This is a genomic window from Rhizobium quercicola (assembly GCF_021168455.1).
In the GTDB taxonomy this organism is placed as follows: domain Bacteria; phylum Pseudomonadota; class Alphaproteobacteria; order Rhizobiales; family Rhizobiaceae; genus Ferranicluibacter; species Ferranicluibacter quercicola.
Genome location: NZ_JAJOZR010000012.1, coordinates 66,172 through 90,930 on the forward strand (window position 1 = coordinate 66,172; position 24,759 = coordinate 90,930).

The 24,759-nt window shown below is 65.5% G+C and carries 26 protein-coding genes; 13 read left to right on the forward strand and 13 right to left on the reverse strand.

Annotated elements, in window-relative coordinates:
- Positions 1-40 precede the first annotated feature (40 nt).
- Positions 41-661, forward strand: coding sequence for a pyridoxamine 5'-phosphate oxidase (gene pdxH / locus LRX75_RS18040; RefSeq protein WP_113151781.1), 621 nt, complete (start codon positions 41-43; stop codon positions 659-661).
- A gap of 18 nt (positions 662-679) precedes the next feature.
- Here the strand turns inward: pdxH and LRX75_RS18045 are convergent, their stop codons facing one another.
- The gene (locus LRX75_RS18045; RefSeq protein WP_231816064.1) at positions 680-1,711 is read right to left on the reverse strand and encodes a polysaccharide deacetylase family protein; all 1,032 of its coding nucleotides are present in this window, start codon (positions 1,709-1,711) and stop codon (positions 680-682) included.
- Between the two features lie 226 nt (positions 1,712-1,937).
- Between LRX75_RS18045 and LRX75_RS18050 the strand changes: the two genes are divergently transcribed.
- From LRX75_RS18050 to rnhA, 6 genes are all read left to right on the forward strand, one after another.
- On the forward strand, positions 1,938-2,321 hold the full coding sequence (locus LRX75_RS18050; RefSeq protein WP_092987417.1) for a DUF983 domain-containing protein: 384 nt from the start codon (positions 1,938-1,940) through the stop codon (positions 2,319-2,321).
- Positions 2,290-3,117 (forward strand): SURF1 family protein, encoded by an 828-nt coding sequence (locus tag LRX75_RS18055; RefSeq protein ID WP_231816065.1) that lies wholly within the window; start codon positions 2,290-2,292, stop codon positions 3,115-3,117. The genes LRX75_RS18050 and LRX75_RS18055 overlap by 32 nt, the downstream gene beginning before the upstream one ends.
- A complete protein-coding gene (locus LRX75_RS18060) occupies positions 3,114-3,479 on the forward strand; it encodes a DUF1304 domain-containing protein (protein WP_231816066.1) in 366 nt (121 codons plus the stop codon). Before LRX75_RS18055 ends, LRX75_RS18060 begins: the two co-directional genes overlap by 4 nt.
- Positions 3,480-3,483: 4 nt before the next feature.
- Positions 3,484-4,524, forward strand: coding sequence for a 4-hydroxy-3-methylbut-2-enyl diphosphate reductase (gene ispH / locus LRX75_RS18065; RefSeq protein WP_231816067.1), 1,041 nt, complete (start codon positions 3,484-3,486; stop codon positions 4,522-4,524).
- Positions 4,525-4,643: 119 nt separating this feature from the next.
- On the forward strand, positions 4,644-5,624 hold the full coding sequence (locus tag LRX75_RS18070; protein WP_231816068.1) for a homoserine kinase: 981 nt from the start codon (positions 4,644-4,646) through the stop codon (positions 5,622-5,624).
- Positions 5,621-6,079, forward strand: coding sequence for a ribonuclease HI (gene rnhA, locus LRX75_RS18075; protein WP_062594637.1), 459 nt, complete (start codon positions 5,621-5,623; stop codon positions 6,077-6,079). The genes LRX75_RS18070 and rnhA overlap by 4 nt, the downstream gene beginning before the upstream one ends.
- Positions 6,080-6,308: 229 nt before the next feature.
- Here rnhA and LRX75_RS18080 read toward each other — a convergent pair whose 3' ends face one another.
- Together LRX75_RS18080 and LRX75_RS18085 are read right to left on the reverse strand one after the other, a co-directional pair.
- The gene (locus LRX75_RS18080) at positions 6,309-6,794 is read right to left on the reverse strand and encodes a peroxiredoxin (RefSeq protein ID WP_231816069.1); all 486 of its coding nucleotides are present in this window, start codon (positions 6,792-6,794) and stop codon (positions 6,309-6,311) included.
- 125 nt (positions 6,795-6,919) lie between these two features.
- Positions 6,920-7,831: a protein-disulfide reductase DsbD domain-containing protein gene (locus LRX75_RS18085; protein ID WP_231816070.1), complete on the reverse strand. Its 912-nt coding sequence runs from the start codon at positions 7,829-7,831 to the stop codon at positions 6,920-6,922.
- Positions 7,832-8,084: 253 nt separating this feature from the next.
- Between LRX75_RS18085 and LRX75_RS18090 the strand changes: the two genes are divergently transcribed.
- The 3 genes from LRX75_RS18090 to LRX75_RS18100 all read left to right on the forward strand — a co-directional run bounded on the left by LRX75_RS18090 (position 8,085) and on the right by LRX75_RS18100 (position 10,418).
- Positions 8,085-8,684: a YqgE/AlgH family protein gene (locus LRX75_RS18090; protein ID WP_231816154.1), complete on the forward strand. Its 600-nt coding sequence runs from the start codon at positions 8,085-8,087 to the stop codon at positions 8,682-8,684.
- Between the two features lie 146 nt (positions 8,685-8,830).
- The gene (locus LRX75_RS18095) at positions 8,831-9,022 is read left to right on the forward strand and encodes a CsbD family protein (protein ID WP_113151773.1); all 192 of its coding nucleotides are present in this window, start codon (positions 8,831-8,833) and stop codon (positions 9,020-9,022) included.
- Between the two features lie 280 nt (positions 9,023-9,302).
- Entirely contained in the window at positions 9,303-10,418 is a 1,116-nt protein-coding gene (locus LRX75_RS18100) for a zinc-binding metallopeptidase family protein (protein ID WP_231816071.1), read from the forward strand.
- Positions 10,419-10,561: 143 nt separating this feature from the next.
- Here the strand turns inward: LRX75_RS18100 and LRX75_RS18105 are convergent, their stop codons facing one another.
- The 4 genes from LRX75_RS18105 to thrC all read right to left on the reverse strand — a co-directional run bounded on the left by LRX75_RS18105 (position 10,562) and on the right by thrC (position 16,890).
- Positions 10,562-13,411 carry an EAL domain-containing protein gene (locus LRX75_RS18105; protein ID WP_231816155.1) on the reverse strand — a complete coding sequence of 950 codons (2,850 nt, stop codon included), beginning with the start codon at positions 13,409-13,411 and terminating at the stop codon, positions 10,562-10,564.
- 65 nt (positions 13,412-13,476) lie between these two features.
- Positions 13,477-14,088: a GNAT family N-acetyltransferase gene (locus LRX75_RS18110; protein WP_231816072.1), complete on the reverse strand. Its 612-nt coding sequence runs from the start codon at positions 14,086-14,088 to the stop codon at positions 13,477-13,479.
- A gap of 78 nt (positions 14,089-14,166) precedes the next feature.
- Positions 14,167-15,468, reverse strand: a complete 1,302-nt coding sequence (locus LRX75_RS18115) for a M16 family metallopeptidase (protein WP_231816073.1) — start codon at positions 15,466-15,468, stop codon at positions 14,167-14,169.
- 15 nt (positions 15,469-15,483) lie between these two features.
- A complete protein-coding gene (gene thrC / locus LRX75_RS18120; RefSeq protein ID WP_231816074.1) occupies positions 15,484-16,890 on the reverse strand; it encodes a threonine synthase in 1,407 nt (468 codons plus the stop codon).
- 290 nt (positions 16,891-17,180) lie between these two features.
- On the opposite strand from thrC, the gene LRX75_RS18125 reads away from it, so the two are divergent.
- On the forward strand, positions 17,181-17,741 hold the full coding sequence (locus LRX75_RS18125; protein ID WP_231816075.1) for a hypothetical protein: 561 nt from the start codon (positions 17,181-17,183) through the stop codon (positions 17,739-17,741).
- A gap of 82 nt (positions 17,742-17,823) precedes the next feature.
- On the opposite strand, the gene LRX75_RS18130 is transcribed toward LRX75_RS18125, so the two are convergent.
- The 3 genes from LRX75_RS18130 to LRX75_RS18140 form a co-directional block, all read right to left on the reverse strand.
- Complete coding sequence (locus tag LRX75_RS18130) at positions 17,824-18,519, reverse strand: HAD family hydrolase (RefSeq protein ID WP_231816076.1); 696 nt, start codon at positions 18,517-18,519, stop codon at positions 17,824-17,826.
- A 116-nt stretch (positions 18,520-18,635) separates the two neighbouring features.
- Positions 18,636-18,977 carry a HepT-like ribonuclease domain-containing protein gene (locus LRX75_RS18135; protein ID WP_231816077.1) on the reverse strand — a complete coding sequence of 114 codons (342 nt, stop codon included), beginning with the start codon at positions 18,975-18,977 and terminating at the stop codon, positions 18,636-18,638.
- On the reverse strand, positions 18,977-19,255 hold the full coding sequence (locus LRX75_RS18140) for a nucleotidyltransferase family protein (RefSeq protein WP_231816078.1): 279 nt from the start codon (positions 19,253-19,255) through the stop codon (positions 18,977-18,979). The genes LRX75_RS18135 and LRX75_RS18140 overlap by 1 nt, the downstream gene beginning before the upstream one ends.
- A 175-nt stretch (positions 19,256-19,430) precedes the next feature.
- Here LRX75_RS18140 and LRX75_RS18145 point away from each other — a divergent pair, with 175 nt between their 5' ends.
- A complete protein-coding gene (locus LRX75_RS18145; RefSeq protein ID WP_231816079.1) occupies positions 19,431-20,570 on the forward strand; it encodes a site-specific DNA-methyltransferase in 1,140 nt (379 codons plus the stop codon).
- 540 nt (positions 20,571-21,110) lie between these two features.
- Here LRX75_RS18145 and LRX75_RS18150 read toward each other — a convergent pair.
- The 3 genes from LRX75_RS18150 to mutY all read right to left on the reverse strand — a co-directional run bounded on the left by LRX75_RS18150 (position 21,111) and on the right by mutY (position 24,074).
- Positions 21,111-22,142: a calcium-binding protein gene (locus tag LRX75_RS18150; protein ID WP_231816080.1), complete on the reverse strand. Its 1,032-nt coding sequence runs from the start codon at positions 22,140-22,142 to the stop codon at positions 21,111-21,113.
- A gap of 110 nt (positions 22,143-22,252) precedes the next feature.
- Positions 22,253-22,876 carry an HAD family hydrolase gene (locus LRX75_RS18155; protein WP_231816081.1) on the reverse strand — a complete coding sequence of 208 codons (624 nt, stop codon included), beginning with the start codon at positions 22,874-22,876 and terminating at the stop codon, positions 22,253-22,255.
- A 76-nt stretch (positions 22,877-22,952) separates the two neighbouring features.
- Positions 22,953-24,074: an A/G-specific adenine glycosylase gene (gene mutY, locus LRX75_RS18160; RefSeq protein ID WP_231816156.1), complete on the reverse strand. Its 1,122-nt coding sequence runs from the start codon at positions 24,072-24,074 to the stop codon at positions 22,953-22,955.
- Positions 24,075-24,224: 150 nt separating this feature from the next.
- Between mutY and LRX75_RS18165 the strand changes: the two genes are divergently transcribed.
- Positions 24,225-24,752 (forward strand): DUF721 domain-containing protein, encoded by a 528-nt coding sequence (locus LRX75_RS18165; protein WP_231816082.1) that lies wholly within the window; start codon positions 24,225-24,227, stop codon positions 24,750-24,752.
- Positions 24,753-24,759 lie beyond the last annotated feature (7 nt).

Below are 24,759 nucleotides of genomic sequence, written 5' to 3' on the forward strand. Positions count from 1 at the left end.
TATGAAAGGTCAGCATCGGCAGCCTGCATTGGAAACGAATATGACGGAAACCCGGTTAACAACTGGTGACTTCACCGAGGAAAACGAACCATTTACGCTGTTCGGCGCCTGGTTGAAGGAGGCGCAGGAGACCGAGATCAACGACCCGAACGCCGTCGCGCTCGCCACCGTCGATCCGGATGGATTGCCCAATGTCCGCATGGTGCTGCTGAAGGACTTCGACGCCGACGGTTTCGTGTTCTACACCAATTTCGAAAGCCAGAAGGGCCGCGAGATTCTCGCGACGCACAAGGCGGCGATGTGCTTCCACTGGAAGAGCCTGCGCCGGCAGGTGCGCCTGCGCGGCACGGTCGAGATCGTCAGCGATGCGGAAGCAGATGCTTACTACCAGTCGCGCGCCCGGGGCAGCCGCATCGGCGCATGGGCGTCGAAACAGTCCCGCCCGCTCGAAAGCCGTTTCGCGCTGGAAAAGGCCGTCGCCGAGTTCACCGCGCGCCATCCCATCGGCGAGATCAAGCGCCCGCCATACTGGTCCGGCTTCCGCATCCGCCCGGTGTCGATCGAGTTCTGGAAGGACGGCGCCTTCCGCCTGCACGACCGCATCGAATTCCGCCGGCCCGAAACCGCCGGCGACTGGTCCAAGGTGCGCATGTATCCTTGATGCTGTAACGGCCCCTGATCAGGCGGAAGCGGCCCGCATCAGGCGAAAGGGAATCCCGGAGGCAAGCGCTGCGACATGGTCTGGCGTCTGGAAATGGCCGTTGAGCGAGATCCGGGGCAGGGCGGTCAGGTCGGCATCGCGCGCCAGCGTGCCCGGCCGCGTCGTCACGGCGACAAGCCCGTGACGGCGGGCAAGCCGCATGTCGCGGGGCGATACGGCCCGCGCATCCCCATACGGGTAGGCAAACGTCGTCGGACGAACGCCGGTAACGGCGGCCACCGCCTCGACGGACCGCACGATCTCGTCGTCCGCCTCCGCATCCGACAGCCGCGCGAGCGCCCTGTGGCTCACCGTATGCGCCCCGATTGCGGCCCCCGGCTGGCGGGCCAGCACGCCCAGCCCCGCCGCATCCAGCGTCAGCCGGTCGGTGAGCGACAGCGGATCGAGCCCTTCCGCGCGGGCCAGCCGGTCGATATCGGCAACCGCCGTCGCCTCGTCCACGGCATGCACGAAATCGGCAAAGCGCGTGAACGCCGCCTGCATCTGCGGCAGTGTCTGGAGGTGCAGGCGCTCCGGCCCGGCACCGAAGTCGAAGGTCAGCCGGGGCTTGGCCTGCAGCAGCACCGCCAGCGTCTCCCACCAGAGGCTGCGCGTCCGCGTCACGAAGCCCTCCGTCGCAAACACCGTGAACGGCACGCCGTGATGGGCAAAGACCGGCGCGGCATGGTCGAGATTGTCGCGATAGGCATCGTCGAGCGTGAAGACGGCGACCGGGCTCCGGTCGTCGCCGGCAAGATGCGCCGGCAGATCGGCCAGCGCGAGGAAGCGGTAGCCGTCGCGTCTCAGCCGGACGATCGCCGCATCCAGCGACTGCGGCGTGATCTCCAGATGCGCATTCGGTGAAAACATGGCGGCCGAAAACGGCCGCACGTGATGCAGCGTGAAGATCGCCCCGCGCCCCCGCGCGCCGCGCATCAGCCCCGCTGCCGACAGGCCGCGCGCAACCGCCAGTCCGCCGGCTATGACGCCCCTCTTGATCAACCGCTTCACGACCTGCCGAACCTCCGCTGGATGGATGACGGGACTGTAGGGCGCTCGGGGTAAAGGCTCCCTGAACGGTGGAAGACCCTGACCGCGAAACCGCCTCCCGCCCGCCCGCCCGGCGCCTTTGTCGCAGATGTTCGATTGGACGAAGCCCCGCATTGCCGATACAACGTCCGGCAGGGACGAGGGGACCATGCTCGTGCCGCCGAACACAGGCGATCGAGAGACCATCATGACCGAAGACAGCGCGCATTATCCGCCGGTCGATCCCATCAAGGCGGGTCTGCGCGGCCGTTGCCCGCGTTGCGGCGAGGGCAAGCTGTTTCAGGGCTATCTCGCGCTGCGCCCCCGCTGCGCCGCCTGCGGGCTGGACTATGATTTCGCCGATGCGGGCGATGGTCCCGTGGTCTTCGTCATCCTCATCATCGGGTTCATCACGGTGGGTGCCGCGCTCTGGGCCGAGGTGAACTACAGCCCGCCGCTCTGGCTGCATTTCCTGCTCTGGATCCCGCTCGCCATCGTGCTGTCGCTGGCGCTCACCCGCATGCTCAAGGGCGTGCTGATCGACCTGCAGTATCGCAACAATGCGCGGCCCGGCGAAATCGACCGTGGCTGAGACGGTCCGACCGGCCGGCAGGGCGCGGCCCCGGGGCGGACCCGTCGCGCGCGTCCTCTCCGGCATCCTCCTCCTCGCGCTCTTCGCGGCGCTCGTGGGGCTCGGCACCTGGCAGATGCAGCGGCTGCACTGGAAGGAGGGGCTGCTCGCGGCCATCGCCGAGCGCCGCAACGCCCCGCCCGTGGATGTCGATGCCATCGCCGCGATGGTGGAGGCGGGCACGGATATCGAATATCGCCCCGTCCGCGTGTCCGGCGTCTTCGTCAACGCCGGCGAGCGTCATTTCTTCGCGACCTATAACGGCCAGTCGGGTTTCTACGTCTATACCCCGCTAACGCTCGCGGACGGCCGCACGGTCCTGATCAATCGCGGCTTCGTGCCCTATGAGCGCAAGGACCCGGCGACCCGGCCGGAGAGCCAGCCTTCGGGCCCGGTCACCGTTACCGGCCTTGCCCGCGCCCGGCTCGATGCCAAGCCGTCCTGGGTGGTGCCGGACAACGACCTGGGCAAGAACATCTTCTACTGGAAGGACTGGACGGCGATGACCACGGCCGCCGGCCTGTCGCCGGCGCGCACGCTGCCCTTCTTCATCGATGCCGATGCGACCCCCGATCCCGGCCGTTTGCCGGTCGGCGGCGTCACCCAGTTCGATCTGCCGAACAATCATCTCCAGTATGCGCTCACCTGGTATGGCCTCGCTTTGGCCCTCGTGGCCGTCAGCGGCCTGTTCCTGTTCCGCAGGAGAGCCGAGACGCGCGCCGACCCCGCGTCTATAAAAGAGGAGACGCCGGAATGATGCTGCTTGCCCAGATCTTCACCGCGCTCACGGCCCTTCTCCACATCGGCTTTCTGGTGCTGGAGATGGTTCTCTGGACCAGACCGCAGGGCCGCCACATCTTCCGCATGACGCAGGAGCAGGCAGACGCGACACGGGTGCTCGCGGCCAATCAGGGCCTCTGTAACGGCTTTCTTGCCGCCGGCCTCGGCTGGTCGCTTCTGGCGTCACCGCCTGCCTTTGCCGTGCAGCTGCAGCTGTTCTTTCTTGTGTGCGTTGTCATCGCCGCTATATATGGCGCGTGGTCGGTCAGTGCGCGCATTCTTCTGGTGCAGGGCGGCCCGGCGATGCTCGCACTCCTGTTCACAGTCTTGGCGTTCTGATCCCATGGAATTTCGTCCCGCTGAAAAGCCCGCCGCGTTCGAGCCCGTTTCGCAGAAATCGGCGCTCACGATTAGACTCTGCGGCCCGCGCGGCTTCTGCGCCGGGGTCGATCGCGCGATCCAGATCGTGGTGCTCGCGCTGAAGGAATTCGGCGCGCCCGTCTATGTCCGCCACGAGATCGTGCACAATCGCTATGTCGTGGAAGGGCTGGAGGCGAAGGGCGCGATCTTCGTGGAGGAGCTCGACGAAATCCCGCCGGAGCACCGCAAGCAGCCGGTCGTCTTTTCCGCCCATGGCGTGCCGAAATCCGTGCCGGCGGACGCCGACCAGCGCAATCTCTTCTATCTCGATGCGACCTGCCCGCTGGTCTCCAAGGTCCACAAGCAGGCCATGCGCCACAACCGCATGGGCCGCCACGTCGTGCTCATCGGCCATGCCGGCCACCCCGAAGTCATCGGCACCATGGGGCAGCTGCCCGAGGGCAGCGTCTCGCTGGTCGAAACCATCGACGATGTCGATACCTACACGCCGCCCGATCCCGACAATCTCGGCTTCGTCACCCAGACGACGCTGTCGGTGGACGATACCGCCGGCGTCATCAAGCGCCTGCACGAGCGCTTCCCCAATCTCACGGCGCCTGCGGCCGACAGCATCTGCTATGCCACCACCAACCGGCAGGAAGCCGTGAAGCAGGCGGCCCCCGGCTGCGATCTCTTCCTCATCGTCGGCGCGCCCAATTCGTCCAACTCCAAGCGTCTGGTCGAAGTCGCGTTCCGCTCCGGCGCCCGCCAGTCCGTCCTCGTCCAGCGCGCCAGCGATATCGAATGGGACACGCTCGGCGAGATCCGCACCGTCGGCCTCTCGGCCGGCGCCTCCGCACCCGAGGTGATCGTCAACGAGATCATCGAGGCGTTTCGCGCGCGCTACGATGCGGTGGTCGAGCTGGCCGATACGGTGGAGGAAACCGAAAACTTCCTCGTCAACCGCGAGCTGCGCCACGTGCCGCTGACCCAGGCCGACATGGCCTTCGTCAACGGCGACTGACCTCTGCATCTGCCGTCGACGGTGGTGCACGTCACCACACGTCCTCTCCCCCCTTGCGGGGGAGATGCCCGGCAGGGCAGAGAGGGCCTTCCGTCAACCAACCACCGCACAGGGCTCACATGGCCGTCTATACCGATATCTCCGAAGACGACCTCAAGCGGTTTCTCGCCGCCTATGAAGTGGGCGAGCTCACCTCCTACAAGGGCATCGCCGAAGGCGTGGAGAACAGCAACTTCCTGCTGCACACCACCACGGGCGCCTTCATCCTCACGCTCTACGAGAAGCGCGTCGATCCCGGCGATCTCCCGTTCTTCCTCGGCCTGATGCAGCATCTGGCCGACCGCGGTCTCAATTGCCCGCTGCCGCTCGCCCGCACGGACGGCGCCCTGCTCGGCACGCTGTCCGGCCGCCCCGCCGCCATGATCACCTTTCTCGAAGGCATGTGGCTGCGCAAGCCGGAGGCCGCCCACTGCCGCGAGGTCGGCCGGGCGCTGGCCGAAATGCATGTCGCGGGCGAAGGCTTCGCCCTGTCGCGGGAAAACGCTTTGTCCGTCTCCGGCTGGCGCCCGCTCTGGGACAAGGCGAAGGACCGCGCCGACGAGGTGCAGCCGGGTGTCGCCGCCGAGATCGCCGCCGAACTCGACCATCTCGAAGCCAACTGGCCGTCCGACCTGCCGGCCGGCGTCATCCATGCCGACCTCTTCCCCGACAACGTCTTCTTTCTCGGCGAAAATCTCTCCGGCCTGATCGACTTCTACTTCGCCTGCAACGATCTGCTCGCCTATGACGTCTCGATCTGCCTCAATGCCTGGTGCTTCGAGAAGGACGGCGCCTTCAACATGACCAAGGGCATGGCGCTTCTGTCCGGCTACCAGTCGGTGCGCCCGCTGACGGCTGGCGAGATCGCGGCCCTGCCGCTTCTCGCCCGCGGCTCGGCGCTGCGCTTCTTCCTGACACGGCTCTACGACTGGCTGACGACGCCGGCCGGCGCGCTGGTGGTCAAGAAGGACCCGCTCGAATATCTCCGCAAGCTCCAGTTCCACCGCTCGGTGAACACGGCGCTCGAATATGGCCTGACGATTTCGGAACCCGACGCATGAAACACATCGACATCTTCACGGACGGCGCCTGCTCGGGCAATCCGGGCCCCGGCGGCTGGGGCGCTGTGCTGCGCTATGGCGAGACCGAAAAGGACCTCTGCGGCGGTGAGGCCGAGACCACCAACAACCGCATGGAACTGCTCGCCGCCATCACCGCGCTGACCTCGCTGAAGGAGCCCTGCGAGGTGGACCTGCACACCGACAGCAAATACGTCATGGACGGGATCATGAAATGGATCCACGGCTGGAAGAAGAACGGCTGGAAGACGGCCGACCGCAAGCCGGTGAAGAACGGCGAACTCTGGCAGGCGCTGGACGCCGCCAACCGCACCCACAAGGTCACCTGGCACTGGGTCAAGGGCCACGCCGGCCACCCGGAAAACGAACGCGCCGACGAGCTGGCCCGCAAGGGCATGGAGCCGTTCAAGACGAAGCGGGCGGTGAAGCTGGGCTGAGGGACGGCGTCGCGGCCTAAAGCGCGGCTCTCGAATCTGCGGCCAGCCCCTCATCCCGCTGCCGCGACCTTCTCCCCGTTTTGACAGGGAGAAGGGACCCGGAGCACCGCCCCGGACCGGACCTTTGGCCTTCGAGAGAGGACCAAGCGCTTGCCAAGCATCCCTTCTCCCCGCTTGGCGGGGAGAAGGTGGCGGCAGCCGGATGAGGGGCTGCCGCATGCTGCACTCCTCAGATCTGCTCCAGCATGGTCGCGGCCGAAGACACCGTCGCCTGTCCCGGGCTTTCCTCGATGTTCACGGTCTTCACCACGCCGTCGTCCACCAGCATCGAATAGCGCTTCGAGCGCACGCCGAGCGTGCCCGCCGAGAGGTCGATGTCGAGGCCGAGCGCCTTGGTGAAGGCGGCGTCCCAATCGGAGAGGAAGTGGATCTTGTCCATGCCGCCCGAGGCGGTCGCCCAGGCGCCCATGACGTGGATGTCATTGACGGCGACGACGGCGATGTCGTCGACCCCGCGGGCGAGGATCGCGTCGCGATTTTCAAGATAGCCGGGCAGGTGGTTGAGCGAGCAGGTGGGCGTGAAGGCGCCGGGGACGCCGAAGATCACGACGCGCTTGCCGGAGAACAGGGCGTCGGTGGTGACCTCCACCGGGCCGTCGACGGTCTTTTCCTTAAAGGTCGCAGATGGAATCTTGTCGCCGATCGAAATGGTCAAAGGGAAGGTCCTCGCTCAGGGAATGGGGCTTCGGGGGATGGGCTCTGATGACGGCGCGAAGCGCAAGCCGCGCGCCGCGTGGAAAATCGGTGCGCCGGACAGGCGCAGAAGAAGGATATAGATTTTCAGCGCTTGAAGACAAGCGGCGTTTCGATGGCCCGGCTCTCCGCGCCGATGCGCACGCTGATCGTCGCCTGGATCTCGCCGTCGCCTGGCGTGCCGTCGTTCGGCGCGGCGGAGGCTTTCGCCGGCACTTTCGCGCCGATGCGCACGCGCGTCAGTCCGTCCGCACCGACCTGGCTCTCCATCGGATGGAAGACGTAGCCGGAGGGGGCCGCAAGGAACACGTCCGAAAGGGCCGCACCCGCCGGCAGCCGCACGGCCAGCGCGATCGCCTGCGCCGGCACGTCGAACATCGCCTGCACCACCTCGAAATCCGGCATGGGTGCGGCGGGAAGGGCAGCGAAGGCGGCGCGCACGCGCGCGGTATCCAGCGGGTTGTCGGGTGTATCGGCGGCAAGCGGAAGGTCGAGCTCGGCCTGCACGGGAATGCAGATGCTCCGGCAGATGCCGAGGAAGACCGCCGCCTTCAGCGTCAGATCCCTGCCAGCATCGCTCGTCAAGAGAAGCGGGAAGGCGACAGGCCGGTCGTAGCCGGTATAGTCGAGATTGCCCTCGGCAAACCGCCTGGGGGCCGGCAGCCGCAGGCCGGAATAGACGAGGCTGCCTGCGCCCGGGCCGCTTCCGGTGATGGTCACCTCCGGCGGAATGCCGCTCGAACCCGGGTTCGTCCAGTAGGTGCGCCAGCCCGGTTCCAGCCGGATTTCCAGCATGGCCGGCAGCGTTCCGTCGGCGAGGCGCGCGCCCGTGACCAGCCGGATTCCGCCGCCCACGGTCTCCACCCAGGCGCTGCGCGCGGCAAAGGCCACCCCGCCGCCTGCTGCAGCCGCGAAAAAAAACACGGTGGCGAGGGTTGCCACGCGGGCCGAATGCGTCAAACTCTGCAGTGTCAGGCGTCCGATCATGGGCAGAGCCATAGCGGTTTTGGCAGGGTCGGAGAAGATCGGCAGGATGCGGCGGCTCGGATTCTCGCGCAATTTTTCTTGAAGGCGCGATGCAAGGATCGATCCGGTTCAATGGAACGATCGGCGGGACATCGGCTTCAAGAGACAGGATGGCCGAGCTGTCATCCCGACCGGCACCCGTAGTGTCGACATCCTGAAAATTCGAAACGGCAGGCATCGAAAAAGGCGGGACGGACCTCAACCGGAACAAGGGCAAGGCACCATGATGGCGACATTCCAGAAAAACCGTGAACGGGGCATGTTGGACGGGCAGTTCCTGATTGCCATGCCCGGTATGGTCGATAGCAATTTCGCCCGTACGGTCATTTTCGTCTGCGCGCATTCCGACGATGGCGCAATGGGCTTCATCCTGAACCGGCCGCAGCAGCTCACCTTTCCCGATGTGCTCCTGCATCTGGAAATCGTCGATCGCCTGCAGGCGATCCGGCTGCCGGAGCGGACGCGGGCGTTCCAGATCCAGACCGGCGGTCCCGTCGAGACCGGCCGCGGCTTCGTGCTCCACTCCGACGATTACCTGAGCGAATCGAGCATTCCCGTCAGCGACGATATCTGCCTCACGGCAACGCTCGATATCGTGCGCGCCATCTCCCGCGGCGCCGGCCCGTCCCGCGCCATGATGATGCTCGGCTATGCCGGCTGGGGCGCCGGGCAGCTGGAGGCCGAGATCGCCAACAATGGCTGGCTGACCTGCGCGGCCAACGAGGATCTGATCTTCGATCGCGACCTCGGCGACAAGTACGATCGCGCGCTGGCCGCGATGGGCGTCGCCCCCGCCATGCTGTCGATGACGGCCGGCCACGCCTGAGGCGCGGCTCGTCACGGCCTCAAGCAAGACGTTGCTTTTTCTCGATTCCTTATGAACAAATCGCGGAACATTTTGTCCGACACCCCGTTTTGAAGGCAAGCGGCACAGCAATAAAGCAGCCGCCTGATAGACAGGGAGTTACGCACATGGGTAGCATTTCCGATAAGGTATCCGGCGCCGCCAACCAGGCAGCAGGCAACGTCAAGCAGGCCGTCGGCAAGATGACCGATAATGATCGTCTGCAGGCCGAAGGCAAGGCGCAGGAAGTCAAGGGCGAAGTCCAGCAGGCATCCGGCAAGGCCAAGGACACCGTCAAGGGTGCCGTCGATCGCCTGTAACAAAGTTTTGCTACGGTTCTGACCGTAGCGACGAGGTGCGCAACCGTTGCCGTCCTGACGGGTTCAACTGGATGGCGACGTGCGCCGAATGCCCGCTGTGCCTCGTGCCGGCGGGCATTTCCTCGTCTGTCGGTTCGTCCATCCGCCGAGCGGGTGGCCGCCGCTTCAGGCGACATACTATGTAGGGCAGTGACAACAGGACGTTCTGAAAGACGCCGGCGCTGCGGAGCCACAACCATCAGATGCCATCCGCGCGGATGGCCCCAGGGACGAAACGACCATGAAGCTCTTTACGTGCAGCAATTGCGGAAATTCCGTGCATTTCGACAATCGAACCTGCGTGAATTGCGGCTCGCGCCTCGGCTTCGAGACGGAGTCCCTGAGCATGAAGGCGCTGGCACCGGCCGGCGGCGATCAGTGGACCGTCATCGGCCAGACGGATACGGCCGTGCGCTTCTGCGCCAATGCGGCCAACGACATCTGCAACTGGCTCGTCCCGGCCGGCAGTGGCCACACCTATTGCGTGGCCTGCAGCTACAATCACATCGTCCCGGTCACCGACAATACGGAAGGCGTGCAGCGCTGGCAGAAGATCGGTCAGGCGCAGCGCCACCTGTTCTATTCGATCCTGCGCTGGAACCTGCCGCGCCCGGGCCGCGATGCCGATCCGCAGGGCGGTTTGGTGTTCGATTTTCTCGCCGACGAGGTCGATGCCAATGGCAACGTCATCCAGGCAGCCATGACGGGCCATGAGGACGGTCTGATCAGCCTGCGCGCCGCGGAAGCCGACGATGCCACACGGGAAAGCATCCGCGTGTCCATGGGCGAGCCCTACCGCACGCTGCTCGGCCACTTCCGCCACGAGATCGGTCATTTCTACTTCGCGCAGCTCTGCCGCGACGAGGAAACGCTGGCCGAGGCCCGCGCCCTCTTCGGCGACGAGCGCGAAGACTATGCCGCAGCCCTGCAGCGCAATTACGAGCAGGGCCCGCCGGCCGACTGGCAGAACCGCTTCATCTCGACCTATGCCAGCTGCCACCCGTCGGAAGACTTCGCCGAATGCTGGGCGCACTTCTTCCACATCGTCGATACGCTGGAAACCGCGCGCGCCTTCGGCCTCTCCACCGACCCCCGCCGCCACGAGGAAATGGCCGCCGAAGTCGATTTCGATCCCTACAACGTCCGCGACGCCCAGACCCTGGTCGATGCCTGGGTCCCGCTCAGCGTCGCGCTGAACAGCATCCAGCGCTCCATGGGCCAGACCGACAGTTACCCCTTCGTGCTGTCGATCCCCGTGGTGCAGAAGCTGGAGTTCCTCAACCGCTTGATCCACAAGGCCGGCCAGGGCCTGCTGCCCCTGTCCCAGCCTCCGATCGAGACGTCCGCTGCGGCGTAAAGGCCAAACGCAAAATGCCCCTCTCGTCGAGAGGGGCATTTTGCGTTTAGCGGCAGTCGGAAATCGGAATTCGCCAATCGTATCGACAGCCCCGCCGTCCGTTTAAAGTCTCCGACTGCCGACTGCCGACTGCCGAAGAACCCTCACGCCCGCTTCATCAACGGAAACCGCTCCTTCAGCAACCGCTGGATCAGATCCGACGAGATCGGGGGGCCGAAGAGGAAGCTCTGGCCGTAATGGCAGCCCATCTGGCCGAGCTGGATCGCGTCTTCCTCGGACTCGATACCCTCGGCCACGACCTGCATGTCGAGTTCGCGGGCCATGTTGATGACGGAGCGCAGCAGGATGGTGCGTTTGTCGCTCTCGTCCTTCACCAGCGCCTTGTCCATCTTGATCGTGTCGAACGGGAAGCGCGTGAGATAGGCGAGCGAGGAGTGGCCCGTGCCGAAATCGTCCAGCGCCAGCTTCAGCCCGCTGTCGCGCAGCTTCTGCAGCACCAGACGCGCCTGTTCCGGGTTCTCCATCATCAGCGATTCCGTCAGCTCCACCATCACCTGCGAGGGGTTGCAGCGGTTCTTGTGCAGGATGGCGCGGATGTCGTCGTGGAGGTCGTTGTTGAGCAGCTGGCCGCTCGACAGGTTGACGGACACGAAGATCGGCAGCTGGCCGGTCTGGATCTGCCATTCGCCAAGATCGCTCGTCGCCCGCTCGAAGGCGAAGAGGCCGAGCTGGTTGATGACTTCCGAACTCTCGGCGATGGGGATGAACTCGGACGGCGGGATGCTGCCGCGCTTCGGGTGGTCCCAGCGCATCAGCGCTTCGAAACCCGCGATTTCCGCATCGTTCAGCCGCACGATCGGCTGGTAGACGAGGGAAAGCTCGTTGCGCTCGATGGCGCGGCGCAGGTCGGTTTCCAGCTGCAGCCGGTCCGTGCCGGAGGTGCGGAAAGCCGGGCGATAGGGCTCGACGCGGTTTCCGCCCGCCTTTTTGGCGCGGAACATGGCAAGCTCGGCATCGTCCAGCAGCCCGGCCGCGCTTTGGCTCTGGTCCACCCAGGAGACGAGGCCGACCGAGGCGGTGAGGCTGATCTCGCGATTGCCGAAGCTGATCGGCACCATGATCGCGCGGCTGACGGCCTCGGCGAAATCCGCCACCTTGGCGGGGTCGCGCTCCGAAATGAGGATCAGGCCGAACTGGTCGCCGCCGAGCCGCGCCAGCGTGTCCTGCGGCTTCAGAAGCCGCCGCAGCCGCCGCGTCAGCGCGATCAGGATGTTGTCGCCGGCGGCGATCCCCAGCACGTCGTTGACGTTCTGCTTGTAGCGGTCGATGTCGATGGCAATCACCGTCGGGCGCACGCCGTTCGCACCCGGCGCCAGCGCCAGGATGGATTGCAGCCGGTCGAGGAAGATCTGGCGGTTCGGCAGGCCGGTCAGGTTGTCGTGCAGCGCATCGTGCAGCAGCCGGTCGAGCGAATTGCGCTGTTCGGTGATATCCACCAGCGTGCCGACGCAGCGGATGATTTCACCATTGGCGCCCAGAACCGGCCGCGCGCGGATCGACAGCCAGTGATAATGCCCGTCCTCCGCGCGAATGCGGAAATCGTGGTTCAGGCGGCCGCGGCGGTGCTCGAGCAGAATGTCGAGCGTCGCGCGGAAGCGGTCGCGATCGTCGGGGTGAAGGCGCGGCAGCCAGTTGCGGGCCGGCCCGTGCATGGCGCCGGGCGTGAGGCCCAGCTGCTGCGAGACGTCGGGAATGGTCACCACCCGGTCGCGCGCCACGTCCCAGTCCCACACGGTATCGCCCGAGCCGGTCAGCGCCAGCGACTGGCGTTCGAGGTCGGAGAACAGGCCCTGGCTGTAGGCGCCGCCGGCAAAGGCGTGCTGCATGACCGTGAAGCCGATGAGGAGCACGATCAGCACGAGCCCGCCGCCCAGCGCCGGCTGGACGATGTCGTTGGAAAGCCGCCCCGTCACCGTCAGCCAGGCGCCGAACAGCCAGACGAGGGTCAGCAGCCAGGCGGGCACCAGCAGGATCGCGCGGTCGTAGCGGTTGAGCCCGAGATAGGCGATGAGGATGATGCCGGCCGTGCCGGTCAGGGCAAACGAGATGCGCGCGATCCCCGCCGCAATGGCGGGATCGTAGATCGCCACGCCGAAGAGCAGCCCGAGACCGAGAATCCAGGCGAGCGTCGCATAGGACAGGTGCTGGTGCCAGCGATTGAGGTTCAGATAGGTGAACAGGAAGATGACGAGGCCGGCCGCCAGAAACACCTCCGTTCCCGCCCGCCATATGCGCTCGTCGCCGGCGGTGATCGCGATCAGCTTGGACAGGAAGCCGAAATCGACGCAGATATATGCGAGCACTGCCCAGGCGAGCGCGGCCGTCGCCGGCAGCATGGAGGTGCCCTTGACGACGAACAGGATGGTCAGGAACACCGCCAGCAGGCCGGCAATGCCGAGCACGATGCCGCGATAGAGCGTGAAGGCGTTGACCGTGTCCTTGTAGGCGTCCGGCTCCCACAGATACATCTGCGGCAGGTCGGGCGTCGCCAGCTCCGCGACGAAGGTGATGACCGAGCCCGGATTGAGCGTGATGCGGAAGACGTCGGCCTCCTCGCTCGGCTGCCGGTCGAGTGCAAAGCCTTCCGACGGGGTGATGGAAAGGATGCGCTGCGAACCGAGGTCCGGCCAGAAGATCTTGGAATTCACCAGCCGGAAATGCGGCGCGACGATCACGCGCTCCAGCTGCTCTTCCGACACGTTGGCGAGCGCGAAGACGGCCCAGTCGCCCTGATGGTTGTCGGCGCTGGAGCGCACCTCGATGCGCCGCACGATGCCGTCCGTGCCGGGCGCGGTGGAGACCTGAAAGGCCTCGCCCCGGCCGGTATAGATCTCGGTCGTCGCGGTGAGGTCGAGCGCGGTGTCCTCGCGCGAGATCTTCACGGGCTCGATGGCATGGGCCTGGCCCCCGCCGAGCCACATCATCGCAAGCATCAGGGCCAGCACCAGCCCGGGCAGCCTGCGGATCGACGGCAAAAGCGTCGGACGGAAGGGATGGGTCACTCGCTAGCAGTCCTGTTGGGCGCGATGTCACGCGAAAGAAGGGAGAAGATCAGGTGGTCGCGCCACTGCCCATTGATCTTGAGATACTCACGCAGATAGCCTTCGCGGTGAAAGCCGGCCTTTTCAAGGAGCCTGATGCTCCTGTCGTTTTCCGGAATACAGGCTGCCTCGATACGGTGCAACTGAAGGGTCGAAAAGATGTAGGGGATGGAGAGCCGGACCGCCGCGGCCATGTGCCCCTGACCGGCAAAGCGCTCGCCCATCCAGTAGCCGATCATGCAGCATTGCGCCGCCCCGCGCCTGATATAGCCGATGGTGAGGCCGCCCAGCAGCGTCTCGGTATCACGCGCAAAGACGAAGAGGGGAATGGCCTGGCCGGAGTGGAATTCCTGCTCGCTGCGGATGGCACGGGCGCGAAAAGCGCTCTCGGTCATCTCTTCCGCCCGCCAGGTCGGCTCCCACGGCTCGAGGAAAGGCCGGCTTTCCCGGCGCAGCGCGAACCATTGCCGGTAGTCGGAGCCGCGCGGCAGGCGCAGCAGATGCGTGTCGCTCTCGATCCTGACCGGGTCCGGCTGCCGTGACAGAAACCGAAACACCGATCGTGTCATGAAAACCTCCGCCGGGGTCGCATATCGGGCCGGGATCGCAGTTAGAAACGGTGCCGGCGGGAAGACGCCGGACCGGGTTCAGCCGTTCGCCGCCCGCGGCAGGGCCGTGTCGCGGGTCAGTCCGCCGAGAATATCCGCCATCGGCGCCAGCTTGTCGACGGGGCCGATGGCCGAAAGCGTCGGCACGGTTTCGAAGAACAGGCGGCCGGCAAGATCGGTCAGTCGCTCGACCGTGATGCCGGACAGCCGGTCCATCAGCTCCTCGTTGGGGATCGGGCGGCCGTAGAGCATCATCTGCCGGGCGATCTGGCCGGCGCGGGCCGCGGGGCTTTCCTGCCCCATCAGCAGCTGCGCGCGGATCTGCGCGCGGGCGCGGTCGATTTCCTGTTGATCGATATGATCGGCCGACTTGCGCAGCTCCTCTATGATGACGGGCATCAGCTCCGGCAGGTTCTCGCCGCCCGTCGCGGCGTGGACGCCGAAGATGCCGGTGTCGGAAAAGCCCCAGTGGAACGCATAGACCGAATAGCAGAGGCCGCGATGCTCGCGCACTTCCTGGAAAAGCCGCGAGGACATGCCGCCGCCCAGAATATTGGCGAGGATCTGCGAGCAGTAGAAATCGCGGCCATGATAGGCCTTGCCCTCGAAACCGAGCAGGACCTGCGCATCCATCAGGTCGCGGTCCTCGCGGGTGTCGCCGCCGGTGTAGCGGGCCTTTTCGATCAGCGGCGCTTCCGCCGGCTGCTGCGGCAGGCTGGCGAAGCGTTCCTGCACCTGCGCCACGAAGGCATCGTGATCGACCGCACCGGCACCCACGACGAACATGCGGTCGGTGGTGTAGTTGCGCCCGAGATAGGTGCGGATCTGGTCGGCGGAAAACGACATGACCGTTTCGGGCGTGCCGAGGATCGGCCGGCCGACGATCTGGTCGGCAAAGGCGGTTTCGGCGAAGCGGTCGAACACCACGTCGTCGGGCATGTCGTTCGCCGCGCCGATCTCCTGCAGGATGACGTTCTTCTCGCGCTCCAGCTCTTCCTCGTCGAAGGACGATTCCGTCAGGATGTCGGCGAGGATGTCGATGGCGAGCGCCGTGTCGTCCTTCAGCACGCGGGCGTAATAGGAGGTCGTCTCGGTCGAGGTCGCGGCATTGACCTCGCCGCCGACATTCTCGATCTGCTCGGCGATATCGCGCGCGGAGCGCGACGCCGTTCCCTTGAAGGCCATGTGCTCCAGAAGATGCGCGATGCCGTGCTCTTCGATGGTCTCGTCGCGGGAGCCGGACTTGATCCACGTGCCGAGCGCGACGCTTTCCAGGTGCGGCATGGTTTCGGTCACGACCGTCAGCCCGGAGGCAAGCCGGGTGCACTCAACTTTCATCATCGGTCTTTCTGCGCACTAGGTCCGGATACGGGCGTGCTCGCCGATATAGGCCTCGACGGCTTTCAGCTCGGGATCCAGAATGTCGAAGCGCTCCTCCCTGTCCATCAGGTCAGCAAGCCACGTCGGAAGCGCCGGGTCAATACCGCAGGCCGATTTTACTGCGGCGGGAAATTTCGCGGGGTGCGCGGTGGCCAGCGTCACCATAGGTGCGTTGGGTTTCATATGCTTGGCGGCGACGAAGGCGCCGATGGCGCTGTGCGGATCGAAGAGATAGCCGGTCTCCTCCAGCGTGGCGCGGATGGTTTCCGCCACTTGCTTTTCCGTCGCGCGTCCGGCGCGGAAGAGGCCGCGGATCATCGTCAGCGCCTTGTCCTCGATCGCGAAGGCGCCCGACTGCTTCAGCCCGCCCATGGCGGCGCGCACCTTGCCCGCGTCCCGGTCGAAGGCCTCGAACAGCAGGCGTTCGAAGTTCGAGGAGATCTGGATGTCCATCGAGGGCGAGGTCGTCGCGCGCACGTCGCGCATCTCGTAGCGCCCGGTCTTCAGCGTGCGGGCGAGAATGTCGTTCTCGTTGGTGGCGACCACGAGCCGCGCGATCGGCAGCCCCATCTTCATGGCCACGTAGCCCGCGAAGATATCGCCGAAATTGCCGGTGGGCACGGTGAACGAGATCTTCCTGTCCGGCCCGCCCAGCGCCACTGCCGTCGTGAAATAATAGACGATCTGGGACATGATGCGCGCCCAGTTGATCGAATTGACGCCCGACAGATGCACGCGATCGCGGAACGGCCCGTCGTTGAACATGTCTTTGACCAGCGTCTGGCAATCGTCGAAATTGCCGCGGATGGCGATCGCATGCACGTTGGAAGCCTTGGACGTCGTCATCTGGTGCTGCTGCACCGGCGAGACCTTGCCGTGGGGAAACAGGATGAAGATATCGGTGCGGTCGCGCCCGGCAAAGGCGTCGATCGCAGCACCCCCCGTGTCGCCCGAGGTCGCGCCGACGATGGTGGCGCGCGCGTTGCGGGTCGCCAGCACATGGTCCATCAGCCGCGCCAGCAGCTGCATCGCCACGTCCTTGAAGGCGAGTGTCGAGCCGTGGAACAGCTCCATGACGAAGGCGTTCGGCCCGGTCTGCACGATCGGCACCACGGCCGGGTGCCGGAAGGTCGCATAGGCCTCGTCGATCATGCCGCGCAGCGTCGCATCCTCGATCTCGCCATCGACGAAGAGCTTGAGAATGCGGAAGGCGACCTCCTGGTAGGAGAGGCCGCGCAGGTTCCGGATCTCGCGCTTCGACAGGGCCGGCCATGTCTCCGGCACGTAGAGCCCGCCATCGCGCGCAAGGCCCGCCATCAGGGCGTCGCTGAAACCGAGCGCAGGGGCCTCGCCCCGGGTCGAAACATACTTCACGTTCGTCATCCTCGTTTCGTGCCGCGCGGCGACGGTGGACACGTCCCGAACGCGCGGCACGTGACGCTCAAGTTCGGGCGGGGCTTACAAAAAAGACCGGAACGCGCGCGAGTCCAATCGATTTTCCGGCGCGCCGCTGCTATAGACCATCGCCGCAGCACTGGAAAGCCTGCCTTTGAGCAGGGTGTCCGGGGCTGTGCAACGGCCGTCCGCCTGCGGGCGGTGGCAATGTTGGCCGTCGGCAGACGGCGACGGACAGGCGCCGTGAGAGCGCGGGCAGCGACAGGGGGTCGGATCGAATGGTGGGTCATACAGTCAGCCGCATCGCGGCATTTGCAGGTCTTCTGGCGCTTGCCGGCTGCAATACGCCGGACACGGGCGGCGCGATCGACGCGGGCGCCAGCGCGGCATCCGCCACGCCCGCCGTCATCCAGGCGAAGTGCCCGCAGGTCTTCATGCGCGATGCCACCTCGGTCTACCGCACCTATGCGAAAGGCGCCAAGGACGACCCGACGCAGATCATCTACCAGGCCTCGCTCGTGGACTCGACGCGCCAGTGCGTGCAGAGCGATACGACCCTGACGGTCAATGTCGTGGTCCAGGGCCGCGTCACCACGGGTCCGGCCGGCGGCCCCGGCACGATCAACCTGCCCATCCGCGTCACCGCGAGCGACGAGAACAACACGCTGTTCTCCGAAGTGACCCAGCTGCCCGTCACCGTCCAGGCCGGCACCGGCGCCCAGCAGTTCATCTTCACCAAATCCGCCCCCATCAACGGCGGCGCCGGCGACTTCGCCAAGGTCTATGTCGGCTTCGACACGGCCCCGGCCGCGGCTGCGCCGAAGAAGAAGCGGAAGTAGGCAAGCGAGACGAGCGCGGTCGCCCGAAAGGCCGCGCGCCTTGTCAGGCGCCTGTGTCGCCGCTCGCGGCGCCCGGGCCCGATCAGTCCCCAAGCTCCTCCGACCATTCCGCCAGCGCCGCGATGGTGGCGGGCAGGGCGGTCATGCGGGAGATGACAGTTTCGGCGCCGGCTTCCGTCAGCGCGTCGGCATGCGAGGGGTAGCTGTGCGAGGCGCCGGTGAAGCCGATGACGCGCATGCCGGCCGAGCGGGCGCCGTGGACGCCGTGCACGGAATCCTCCACCACGATCACCCGCGACGGATCGATGCCCATCTGGGCCGCACCATGCAGGAAGATATCCGGCTTCGGCTTCACCCTGTCCTCGCCGAGGTCGCGGGCGGAAAAGATGTTGCGGCCGAAGAGGTCCTTCAGGCCGACCTTGCCGAGCATCATCGCCAGCCGCTCGGAGGTCGAGTTCGAGCAGACGCATTTCTTCAGCCGGATCTGCGACAGCGCCGCCTTGACGCCTTCGATGATCTCGACGTCGTCCTTCAGCCGCTGTTCGAGGATCTCGCTGTGGCGCGAGATGAGGCTTGCCGACAGCGGGATCGTTGCCTCGCGCTCGACGGCCAGCAGCGTGTTCTGCCACGTCATCCCGGCATAACGCTCCGCCATCTCCTCGGTCGAGATCGGATACCCCGCCTCCGTCAGCAGCGCCGCCTCGACTTCGGACGCGATGATCTCTGAATCGACGAGCACGCCGTCGCAATCGAAAATGATGAGGTCGATACCGGACATGGGGGACAATCTCTGATGCATGGGGAATGCCCGCGCTTTACACGAGGGGGCGGCGGGGGACAATGCGGCGGGCGATGGAAACTGGAGGGAGATGCACTGCGCTTAGGGCGACCAGCTCACGGATACTGCTCCATGAGGGCCGAAACGGCGCGCTCGAGTTGTGGAATCTCGTCAATGATGACGCTCCACAAGATCGGGTCGGAAAGTCCGTGATACTCATGACGTATAACGTTTCCGATCGTCTTCACCCGCTGCCAGGGGATCTCGGGACGTGTTGCTCGCACGTCATCCGGGAGAGATCGGCTTGCTTCGGATATGATCTCGATGGCCCTTTGCAACGCGTGCCTGAGCATCCAGTCCGAACTGTAATCCTGTATCGTCTTACCCGCGGCGGCTGTCTGAATTCCAATAATCGCAGCATTCATGTCATCAAGTGCATGCCGGAAGTCACGTGCCACTAGAACACCCTGAGAGCAGAGGCCTCGATGTCGGCTTTCAACCTGGGGTGAAGCCCATCTCGGGTCGTTATATCGACCGGAGATTCCAAACGCTCTTCCAGCATCAGTTTTATGCCGATGAGATCGAATGCGTTAAATCGACTTGCCGGGTCGTAGTCGATGAAAAGATCAATGTCGCTTGATGCGTTAGCCTCGTCCCGCGCAACGGAGCCGTAGACGTAAAGCGATGTAGCTCCACAGGAGCGCACCGCCTCGGCGTCGTCGCGGAGGCGCTCCATGACATGTCTTCGATCAAGGCGCGTTTTCATAAAAGCAAGCTTACCGCAAAGCGCGTTCCTTTTCCATCCGTCGGTTTTTCGCGCAAGTTTTCCGCCTCTTCAGCCTTTGGTAACCAAACTCGGTAACCATAGCAGCAGAATTTGTGTCCCAGAGTCAGCGTATCAGCGAGTAGTCATGGTGTCCCTGAAGTCTTCCGTCGTTTTGTCTGCTGAAATCTCCCCCGCCGCTGCTGGCGGGTGGCTCGACACCATCATCAAGGGCGATTGCGTGTCCGCCCTAGAAAAGCTGCCCGACAATTCGGTGGATGTCGTCTTCGCCGATCCGCCCTACAACCTGCAGCTCGGCGGTGCCCTGCACCGTCCGGATCAGTCGCTGGTCGATGCCGTCGACGATGCGTGGGACCAGTTCGCCTCCTTCGAGGCGTATGATGCCTTCACCCGCGCCTGGCTGCTCGCCTGCCGCCGCGTGCTGAAGCCCAACGGCACGCTGTGGGTCATCGGTTCCTACCACAACATCTTCCGCGTCGGCGCGATCCTGCAGGACCTGAACTTCTGGATCCTCAACGACATCGTCTGGCGCAAGACCAACCCGATGCCGAACTTCAAGGGACGCCGGTTCCAGAACGCGCATGAGACGCTGATCTGGGCGAGCCCGAGCGCCAAGGGCAAGGGCTACACCTTCAACTACGACGCCCTGAAGGCGGCGAACGACGACGTGCAGATGCGCTCCGACTGGGTGTTCCCGATCTGCTCGGGCGGCGAGCGTCTGAAGGACGAAAACGGCGACAAGGTCCACCCGACCCAGAAGCCGGAAGCGCTGCTTGCCCGCGTCATGATGGCCTCCACCCGGCCGGGCGATGTCGTGCTGGATCCGTTCTTCGGCTCGGGCACCACGGGCGCCGTCGCCAAGCGCCTCGGCCGGCATTATGTCGGCGTCGAGCGCGAGCAGACCTATATCGACGCGGCCCGTGCCCGCATCGCGGCGGTCGAGCCGCTGGGCGGTGCCACATTGTCGGTCATGACCGGCAAGCGCGCCGAACCCCGCGTCGCCTTCAACGTGCTGGTGGAAAGCGGCCTCATCAAGCCCGGCGCCGTCCTCACCGATGCCCGCCGCCGCCACAGCGCCATCGTGCGCGCCGACGGCACGCTCGCCTCGGGCGGCGAGGCCGGCTCCATCCACCGCCTCGGCGCCAGGGTGCAGGGCCTCGACGCCTGCAACGGCTGGACCTTCTGGCACTACGACGACGGCGGCGTGCTGCGGCCGATCGACGACCTGCGCACCGTCATTCGCGCGGACATGGCGCGGCTGGGGTGAGGGTGTAAACCAGAGAGTTAACGCCTGCGTCGGCCCCTCATCCGCCTGCCGGCACCTTCTCCCCGCGGGCGGGGCGAAGGGGCGTGTGGCACCGCTTCTACCCGATTTCGAAACAACGAGCAGGGCAAGTCCCCTCTCCCCGCGCGCGGGGAGAGGGTTAGGGTGAGGGGCAGCGACGGGGTGAAAAGGGGAGACACTTCCACGCCGAGGGTGGTGGTGACCTGTCGTGTCCAGATGTCACCCACCCGCCAGAATCCGCCCGCAATGTTTAAGAGAATTTAACCTCTGCGCCGCTAGTCTCATGCCTGCGATACCGCCGCGTGATCAACCACCGGCAGACCGCGATGCGGGCGGGGGTTCCGGGTGTTGCCGGAGCTCGTGCCCCAAGACGAAGCGGGACTGCGATCTGTCGACGGGAAAAGCCCGCCGACGGTCGTCTTTCCTCCGGTTTCGTACCTTCAGTCCCGGAGGAATCTGAAACGCCCGGCCGCTTGGAAAAGCGGCCGGGCGTTGCTGTTTGGCAGGGACGGCGAAAGACCGTCAGAGAATGAAGTCGTCCGCATACATCTTGGTGACGCCCGACACGCTGACCTCGAAATCGGCGCGGCCGTCGCCGTTGACGTCGCCGGAGAGAATGCCGTTCGAGAAACGCAGTTCGCCGGCATGGCGGCTGAAACCGTCATTGCCGATGTAGTCGAACGTCTGGTTGCCGCTGGCGCGCGTGTTGGCGTCGATGCCGGAGAGATCGATGAGGTCGCCTTCCCCGGCCGTGAAGTCGGCGATCACGTCGCGGCCGCTGCCGACGCGGCTGTCGGAAATCGTGTCGAAGTAGAAGATGTCCGCACCCGTGCCGCCGTTCAGGTAATCCCGGCCGATGCCACCGGTGAGGTCGTCGGCGCCCGCGCCGCCATAGAGGACATCGTTGCCGGCGCCGCCATAAAGCCCGTCATTGCCCTCCAGACCATAGAGATTGTCGGCGCCGCCGAGGCCCTTCAGCACGTTGCGGTCGGCAGAGCCGGTGATGTCGTCGGCGGAATTGGTGCCCGTGGCGTTCTCGATGTTGGCGAGATCCTCGATCTGGTCGCTGTCGATGGTCGCCGTGCCCTTGTCGAGGTCGATATCGACGCCTTTGCCGCGCTGCGAGGCGTAGGAATCCTGCAGCTCGTAGCTGATCGTATCGACGCCGGTGCCGCCGTTGAAGCTGTTGTTGTAGCCGACGGAGAAGAAGGTGTCGTTGCCGCTGTCGCCCTTGTAGACGCTGGCTTCCGAATTGACCTGGAAGATGTCGTTGCCGTCGCCGCCGGAGACCACGTCATAGGCCTTGCCGTCTTCGGCACGGATATCGGCGATGTAGAGGTCGTTGCCGGTGCCGAGGAAGATGTCGTTGCCACCCTCATAATAGTTGACGACTCGGTCGTTGCCGGACCCCGCATCCACGTAATTGAAGCCGCCGAGGCTGTCGGTGCGGTTGAGGTTGATCGTGTCGTTGCCGCCGTAACCGTAGATCGACACCTCGGACAGCTTGTTCTGGGTCAGGATGTCGTTCCTGTTGGTGCCGTAGTAATTCGCCATGAAAGCGTCCTCGCAGAATGATCGGTCAAGATGACGGGGCCATCATATCGCCAGGCGGGTGAACGCCGCCTGAACCGAATGTGGCCTTTCCGTGAAATGAAAGCTGTGCCCTACACTGGCAGGCCGAATCGTGCGAGATCCGCCTTGAGCGTCGGGCCGTCGATGAACTGCACCGCCTGCCAGCCGGCCGCCCGTGCACCCTCGACATTGGGCAGGCTATCGTCGATGAACAGCGTGGCCGCGGGTTTAAGGCCGAACGCCGCCTGGTGCGTCTCGTAGATCTCCCGATCCGGCTTGATCTGCCGCTTCTCGCCGGACACGGTCACGCCGCGCGGCAGGTTGAGGAAGGCAAAGCGCGCCCGCGCCTCGGCAAAGGTGTCCGAAGCGAAATTGGTCAGCATCGTCACGTCGTAGCCCTTGGCGATCAGACCTTCGAGGATCTCCACGCTCTCCTCGTAGGCATGCGGCACCATCTCGCCCCAATGGGCGCGGAAGGCGCGGATGTTTGCCTCCTGCTCGGGATGCTGCGCCACCAGCAGGTCCTCGGCGTCCGCCCAGCTGCGGCCGCGGTCCTGCTCCAGGTTCCATTCATGGGTGCAGACGGTCGCGAAGAAGGCGTTGCGCTCGGCCTCGTCGGGAATGATCCGGCTGAACGGGATATGCGGATCGTAATGGATCAGCACCTTGCCGATATCGAACACGATATGGCGGATGGGTGTCGTCGCGTCGGTCATGGGTGTCTCTCCTCGTATCATCGGTCCCGGAGCCTCTTCGTCTCCGGACCGTTCCTATGTCGTGACGGCGCAGGATTTATGACGCCTTCGCAAAAGAGCCGGGCAGGGCCTTCTCGATCACCTTCTTCATCACGGTCGGCAGTGCCTGCGCGGCGAGTGTCGCGCGCGGCTCCCACCAGCCGTTCGCCGTGATGGCGTCGCGTGCGACCTCGGCATGGCGCACGGCAAGCCGCAGCTCGAAATGGGTGAACACATGCACGATGCCGCCGCAGTCGCGCCAGACGGGCACGGTCTGCGTGGCGAACGGCGGTGTCGGGGTTGCCTGCGCATCGGCCGTCCAGTCGGTGCCCGGCACCTCGGTCATGCCGCCGAGCAGCCCTTTGTCGCCCCGCTTGCAGAGATAGACAGCGCCCGCGGCGTCGGTCGCGACATAGGCGGTGCCGTACCGCACCGGCTTTGCCTTCTTCGCCAGCTTCACCGGAAAGCGCTCCGGGTCGCCGGCCTTGAAGGCGCGGCAATCCGCGTTGATCGGACAGAGCGCGCAGACCGGCCGGCGCGGCGTGCAGATGGTCGCGCCGAGATCCATCATGGCCTGCGCGAAATCGCCGGGCCGATCGGCAGGCGTGATCGCGGCGACCAGCCGCCGCATGTCGGGCCGCGCCGCCGGCACCGGCGTCTCCACCCGGTAGAGCCGCGAGATCACCCGCTCGACATTGCCGTCGAGCACCGCACTCTGCCGGTTGAAGGCGATGGCGGCGATGGCGGCCGCGGTATAGTCGCCGATGCCCGGCAGCGCCTTCAGGCCCTCCTCGGTCTCGGGAAAGCGCCCGCCATGCAGGCTCGCCACCGCTTCGGCGCATTTCTTCAGGTTCCGGGCGCGGGCGTAGTAGCCGAGCCCCGCCCAGGCCTTCATCACATCCTCGGTCTCGGCCGCCGCGAGATCGCCGACCGTCGGCCACAGATCGAGAAATTTCGCGAAATAGGCCTTCACCGCCTGCACCGTCGTCTGCTGCAGCATCACTTCCGACAGCCAGATATGGTAGGGGTCGGGCCGCTTGCCGGCCTTCGCCATCGGCGGCGTGATGCGCCACGGCAGCACGCGGTGGCTGCGATCGTACCAGTCGAGCAGCAGGTTCGCGAGGGAGGGCGGAGAGTTCGGCAAGGGCAGGGCCTGCGCCGTGGACGTGAAACGTTGCATCATGGTCCTAGGGCCCGACTTCCTTTATAGATCGTCGCAGACAGCCTGACCGACGCCGGTATCGTCTCCCGCGTCATAGCCGAAACTGCGGCGGTGGGGTAGAGCCTGATGACCACTCACCCCGCAATCACCGCTCACGGGAGCAACCGCATGGCGCCTTCCAAGCCGTATACCCCGAAAGGCGCTTATACCCCGAAAGGCGTCAGGCAGATCAGCGAGGTCGCCAACGGCCTGCTCGATCCCGTCCTGGCCAAGCGCGCCGGCATCAGCACGCTGCTGCTCGGCTCCTGGGACGAGATCGCCGGCGAGGCCTTCGCCGATTGCACGCGGCCCGAAAAGATCGCCTGGCCGCGCCGCGTTTCCGAAATGACGGGCGAAAGCCGCCACCAGCCGGGCGTGCTCACCATCGCCTGCGACGGCGCCCGCGCCCTGTTCCTCGCCCACACCGAGGGCGAACTCGTTCAGCGCATCAACGGATTCTTCGGCTTTCCCGCCATCGACCGCGTCCGCATCGTCCAGAAACCGGTCACCCCCGTGAACCGCACCCGCCGCCCCCCACGCCCCCTGACCGGCCAGCCCGCCCGGCATCTCGAAGCCCTGACCGCCGAGATCGAGGACGAAGGCCTGAAGGCGGCGCTGACCCGGCTGGGAACGGCGGTGCTGGGGCAGAAGCGGTAGGGGTCGA

Coding starts and splice junctions, on each gene's coding strand:
- pdxH (WP_113151781.1), top strand. CDS start 41: ATGACGGAAACCCGGTTAACAACTGGTGACTTCACCGAGGAAAACGAA.
- LRX75_RS18050 (WP_092987417.1), top strand. CDS start 1,938: ATGACCGAAGACAGCGCGCATTATCCGCCGGTCGATCCCATCAAGGCG.
- LRX75_RS18055 (WP_231816065.1), top strand. CDS start 2,290: ATGCGCGGCCCGGCGAAATCGACCGTGGCTGAGACGGTCCGACCGGCC.
- LRX75_RS18060 (WP_231816066.1), top strand. CDS start 3,114: ATGATGCTGCTTGCCCAGATCTTCACCGCGCTCACGGCCCTTCTCCAC.
- ispH (WP_231816067.1), top strand. CDS start 3,484: ATGGAATTTCGTCCCGCTGAAAAGCCCGCCGCGTTCGAGCCCGTTTCG.
- LRX75_RS18070 (WP_231816068.1), top strand. CDS start 4,644: ATGGCCGTCTATACCGATATCTCCGAAGACGACCTCAAGCGGTTTCTC.
- rnhA (WP_062594637.1), top strand. CDS start 5,621: ATGAAACACATCGACATCTTCACGGACGGCGCCTGCTCGGGCAATCCG.
- LRX75_RS18085 (WP_231816070.1), bottom strand. CDS start 7,831: ATGGCTCTGCCCATGATCGGACGCCTGACACTGCAGAGTTTGACGCAT.
- LRX75_RS18090 (WP_231816154.1), top strand. CDS start 8,085: ATGGCGACATTCCAGAAAAACCGTGAACGGGGCATGTTGGACGGGCAG.
- LRX75_RS18095 (WP_113151773.1), top strand. CDS start 8,831: ATGGGTAGCATTTCCGATAAGGTATCCGGCGCCGCCAACCAGGCAGCA.
- LRX75_RS18100 (WP_231816071.1), top strand. CDS start 9,303: ATGAAGCTCTTTACGTGCAGCAATTGCGGAAATTCCGTGCATTTCGAC.
- LRX75_RS18105 (WP_231816155.1), bottom strand. CDS start 13,411: ATGCTTGCGATGATGTGGCTCGGCGGGGGCCAGGCCCATGCCATCGAG.
- LRX75_RS18110 (WP_231816072.1), bottom strand. CDS start 14,088: ATGACACGATCGGTGTTTCGGTTTCTGTCACGGCAGCCGGACCCGGTC.
- LRX75_RS18115 (WP_231816073.1), bottom strand. CDS start 15,468: ATGATGAAAGTTGAGTGCACCCGGCTTGCCTCCGGGCTGACGGTCGTG.
- thrC (WP_231816074.1), bottom strand. CDS start 16,890: ATGACGAACGTGAAGTATGTTTCGACCCGGGGCGAGGCCCCTGCGCTC.
- LRX75_RS18125 (WP_231816075.1), top strand. CDS start 17,181: ATGGTGGGTCATACAGTCAGCCGCATCGCGGCATTTGCAGGTCTTCTG.
- LRX75_RS18130 (WP_231816076.1), bottom strand. CDS start 18,519: ATGTCCGGTATCGACCTCATCATTTTCGATTGCGACGGCGTGCTCGTC.
- LRX75_RS18140 (WP_231816078.1), bottom strand. CDS start 19,255: ATGGAGCGCCTCCGCGACGACGCCGAGGCGGTGCGCTCCTGTGGAGCT.
- LRX75_RS18145 (WP_231816079.1), top strand. CDS start 19,431: ATGGTGTCCCTGAAGTCTTCCGTCGTTTTGTCTGCTGAAATCTCCCCC.
- LRX75_RS18150 (WP_231816080.1), bottom strand. CDS start 22,142: ATGGCGAATTACTACGGCACCAACAGGAACGACATCCTGACCCAGAAC.
- LRX75_RS18155 (WP_231816081.1), bottom strand. CDS start 22,876: ATGACCGACGCGACGACACCCATCCGCCATATCGTGTTCGATATCGGC.
- mutY (WP_231816156.1), bottom strand. CDS start 24,074: ATGCAACGTTTCACGTCCACGGCGCAGGCCCTGCCCTTGCCGAACTCT.
- LRX75_RS18165 (WP_231816082.1), top strand. CDS start 24,225: ATGGCGCCTTCCAAGCCGTATACCCCGAAAGGCGCTTATACCCCGAAA.